The sequence below is a fragment of the Vulcanococcus sp. CPBay_Sum15L08_68 genome, from assembly GCF_017855895.1.
Classification (GTDB): Bacteria; Cyanobacteriota; Cyanobacteriia; order PCC-6307; family Cyanobiaceae; genus Vulcanococcus.
Genome location: NZ_JAFMFX010000099.1, coordinates 1 through 4,144, shown reverse-complemented (window position 1 = coordinate 4,144; position 4,144 = coordinate 1). Strand labels below are relative to the sequence as shown.

Genomic DNA, 4,144 nt, shown 5'->3' with positions numbered 1-4,144 from the left:
GGGTCGATCCCGAGTTCGCGAACGGCTTCGAGGTTGGTGAGTTTGACCCCGTCGATCCACTCCATCGTCAGCACGCGCCTGGCCGTGGCATCGCGGAAGATCCGGGGTACGGCGATGCGGGGGTTGTGGGCGTGGAGCTCTGCGAACGTTTCGGCGTTGGTCGCCTCGTTGCAGTAGTCCATTTCCTCGAACACCCGCTTGCCCAGCTCGTCGATCAGGGCCACGAGGTCCGAGCGGATCAGGCCGATGTTGGTGTTCAGCCAGGCCGCGATGTTCCGGACGATGTAGAGGTCCAGGGTGATCTGTTCCCTCAGTCCTGGGCGCTGAACCTTGACGGCAACCTTCTCGCCGCTGAGCAGAACACCTCTGTGGACTTGGCCGAGGGAGGCCGCTGAGATCGGCTCCCGTTCCAGCTCGGCATAGATCGCTGAAATCGGAGCACCGAGGTCTTCTTCGATGCAGGCCATCGCCAGGCCCGAATCGAAGCCGGGCAGTTGGTCCTGCAGTCCGGCCAGCTCCTCCAGTAGGAGTGGCGGAATGATGTCGGGGCGGGTGGAGAGGGCCTGACCGGCCTTGATAAACGCCGGCCCCAGGGAGGCCACTAGATCAGCTGCTTCCTTGGCCCGCGCCCGGGCGTACTCGGGATCCTTGAGCCTGCGGGTCAGCCAGTCGAAGCCGACACCGAAGAGATAGAGGCCGATCGGAACGAGCGTTTGCCACAGCCGGCGGATCAAACGCTGGGGGGCGCCGGCGTAGATCCGACTGATCGCGGCTGGGTCGTATTCGAGTAGGCCAGCGGCCTCGATGAAGTCGGAGAGCTCCTCGCGCTGGGGCTCCACCGTTTTGGTCGGTTCAGCAGGGGTGTTCGGTTCGGCGTCGTCACCGAACACGCTGCGTTGCATGGCAGCCGCCGCTGCTTCGGCAGGGGTGAGGCCGGTGTCTGACATGACCCCCTTCTAAACGAAAGAGACAGCCGCTACGGTCGGGCCCAACACCAGGCTGCTCGTGCTTACCGGTCTGCGCCTCGAGAACATTGCTCTGATCGAGGAGCTGCAGCTGGAGTTTGGAGAGGGCTTCACGGTGCTCACCGGTGAGACCGGAGCCGGTAAGTCCATTCTTTTGGATGCCCTGGATGCCCTACTTGGAGGGCAGGGGCCGCGGCTGTTGCGGCAGGGCAGCAGCAAAGGGGTGATCGAAGCCAGTTTTTCCCTCAGCCCTCCCCTGCAGGAGTGGTTGAGCGAGCAGGAGTTGGAGTGCGACGAGGAGGAGTTGCTGCTGAGCCGCGAATGGCGCCAGAAGGACGATCGCCTCAGCAGTCGCCATCGACTCAATGGCGTTGCGGTCAACCGTCAGCAGATTCAATCCCTGCGCCCCCTTCTGTTGGACCTGACCGTTCAGGGTCAGACCCAACAGTTGGCTCGGCCTGGTCAACAGCGCCGTTGGCTGGACCGTTTTGGTGGCGCTGAACTCCAGCAGCATGCGGCTCCCGTTCAGGAGAGCTATCGCTCCTGGCGCCAAGCCTCGGCGGCCCTGGAGCAGGCCAAGGCTGATTGGTTGACGCTGCAGGCCGATTTGGAGCGTCAGCAACAGCTTTTGGATGACCTGGAGGCGGCGCAGCTGGAGGACCCTTCAGAGCGCAGCCAACTGGAGAACGAAGAGAACCGTCTCGCCCATGGGGTGCGTCTGCAGGAAGGGGTGATGACCCTGATGGGACGGCTGGTGGATGGCGCTGAAGAAGCGCCATCGGTGTTGGACCACCTGGCGGCCTGTGAGGCCGAGTTGGCTCAGATGCAGCAACTCGATGGCAGCTTGTCGGCGGTGAGCGCTCGCTTTGGCGATGGCTTAGCGGAGCTCCAGGACTTCATCCGTGAGCTCGATCGCTATGCCTCGAGCCTGGAAAGCGATCCAGACAGCCTGGGACAACTGCAGGAGCGGATGGCCTTGCTCAAGACGCTCGAGAGGCGCCATGGCAAGGATCTGGCCGAGTTGATTCTTTGGCGCGATCAATTGCGCGAGCAGCTGGTCCCCGGCGGCGCTCAAGCCAGCCTTGAGGCTTTAGAGCAGGACGAACGCCAGGCCCGCCAGCGGCGTGATCGTTGCAACGCCCAACTGACCCAGGCTCGCCGCGCTGCCGCCAAGGCCTTGGAACACGAGCTGATGCAGGCCCTGCGGCCGATGGGTTTGGCCAACGTTCGCTTTCAAGTGGGTATCGAGCCCGCTGCCCCGGGGGAAGAAGGGGCGGACGCGGTGCAGTTCCTGTTCTCCGCCAACCCCGGGCAGCCGTTGGCTCCCCTGTCTGAGGTGGCCTCAGGCGGTGAGATGTCGCGCTTTCTCTTGGCGTTGAAGACCTGCCTGGCCGCGGCGGATCAGCACGTCACCCTGCTGTTCGATGAGATCGATACCGGTGTCAGCGGCCGAGTCAGTGGTGCCATGGCGGAGCTGCTGCAGCGCCTGGCCCAACAGCGTCAGGTCTTCTGCGTCACCCACCAGCCCTTAGTTGCCGCTGCTGCGGACCATCACTTCCAGGTGGCGAAGGAGGTGCGGGACGGGATGACCCACACGCGAGTGTCCCAACTGCGGGACACTCAGGCCCGGCAGGCGGAACTGGCGGAATTGGCTGGTGGTGATTTCGGCGAGACCAGGAGCTACGCGGCCAGCCTGCTCAAACGCGCTGCCTAGACTCCACCCCTCTTAGAGCCGCCTGGATGCCCCGCGCCCTCGCCAAAAGCGTGAACGAGAAGGCTGCGCTTCAGGCCCTCAACGGCGGTTCCTTGGAGGATGTGATCCGGGTGCGGGGTGCCCGTCAGCACAACCTCAAAAACGTCGACGTCACGATCCCCCGTAACCAGCTGGTGGTCTTCACCGGGGTGAGCGGCAGCGGTAAGAGCTCCCTGGCCTTCGACACGATCTTTGCTGAGGGGCAACGCCGCTACGTCGAGAGCCTGTCGGCCTACGCCCGTCAGTTCCTCGGCCAGGTCGACAAGCCTGATGTGGACGCGATCGAGGGCCTCTCTCCGGCGATCTCGATTGACCAGAAATCCACCAGCCACAACCCCCGTTCCACGGTGGGAACGGTCACGGAGATTCAGGACTATCTGCGTCTGCTGTTCGGTCGCGCAGGGGAACCCCACTGCCCCGAGTGCGATCGCTCGATTCGGCCCCAGTCGATCGATGAGATGGTCGACCAGATCCTCACCCTGCCGGAGGGGACCCGTTATCAGCTTCTGGCGCCCGTCGTCCGCGGCAAAAAGGGCACCCACGTCAAGTTGTTGTCCGGTTTGGTGGCCGAGGGCTTTGCTCGGGTGCGCATCAACGGTGAGGTGCGCGAACTCGCCGACAACATCGAGCTCGACAAGAACCACTCCCACAACATTGAAGTGGTGGTGGATCGCCTGGTGGCCCGCGAGGGCATTCAGGAGCGCCTGACCGATTCCCTCCGCACCGCCCTCAAGCGCGGAGATGGCTTGGCCCTGGTGGAGGTGGTGCCGAAGTCCGGTGAAGAGCTTCCGCCCGAGGTGGAGAAGGAGCGCCTCTATTCCGAGAACTTCGCCTGCCCGGTTCACGGGGCGGTGATGGAGGAGCTCTCGCCGCGGCTGTTCTCCTTCAACAGTCCCTATGGCGCCTGCGCGGATTGCCACGGCATTGGACACCTGCGCCAATTCACCAAGGAGCGGGTGATCCCGGATCCTTCGCTGCCGGTGTATGCGGCGGTGGCCCCTTGGGCAGAAAAGGACAACTCCTATTACTTCTCTCTGCTCTATTCGGTGGGAGAGGCCTTTGGCTTTGAGATCAAGACCCCCTGGAATGAGCTGACGGAGGAACAGCACGACGTGCTGCTCAATGGCTCAAGGGAGCCGATTCCCATCCAGGCCGACAGCCGCTACAAGAAAAACCAGACCTATCTGCGGCCGTTCGAAGGGATCCTGCCGATCCTCGAGCGCCAGCTGCGTGATGCCAGCGGTGAGTCCATTCGCCAGAAGCTGGAGAAGTATCTGGAGTTGGTGCCCTGCTCCACCTGCCACGGCCTGCGACTCAAGCCCGAGGCCCTGGCCGTTCGGGTTGGTCCCTACCGCATCCATGAGCTGACCAACAGCAGCGTCGGCGAGAGCCTGCGCCGCATTGAGGAGCTGATGGGGGTTGAGGG

General features: G+C 63.6%; 2 protein-coding genes and 1 pseudogene. 2 read left to right on the top strand and 1 reads right to left on the bottom strand.

What is annotated here, in order from left to right; genetic code table 11:
- A partial coding sequence (locus QZ189_RS10760) for an AarF/UbiB family protein (protein WP_296421746.1) occupies positions 1 to 947 on the bottom strand: 947 nt, incomplete at its 3' end.
- A gap of 58 nt (positions 948 to 1,005) precedes the next feature.
- Between QZ189_RS10760 and recN the strand changes: the two genes are divergently transcribed.
- A complete protein-coding gene (gene recN, locus QZ189_RS10755; RefSeq protein WP_296421745.1) occupies positions 1,006 to 2,679 on the top strand; it encodes a DNA repair protein RecN in 1,674 nt (557 codons plus the stop codon).
- A 26-nt stretch (positions 2,680 to 2,705) separates the two neighbouring features.
- Positions 2,706 to 4,144, top strand: a pseudogene (locus QZ189_RS10750) (excinuclease ABC subunit A); the annotation flags it as partial.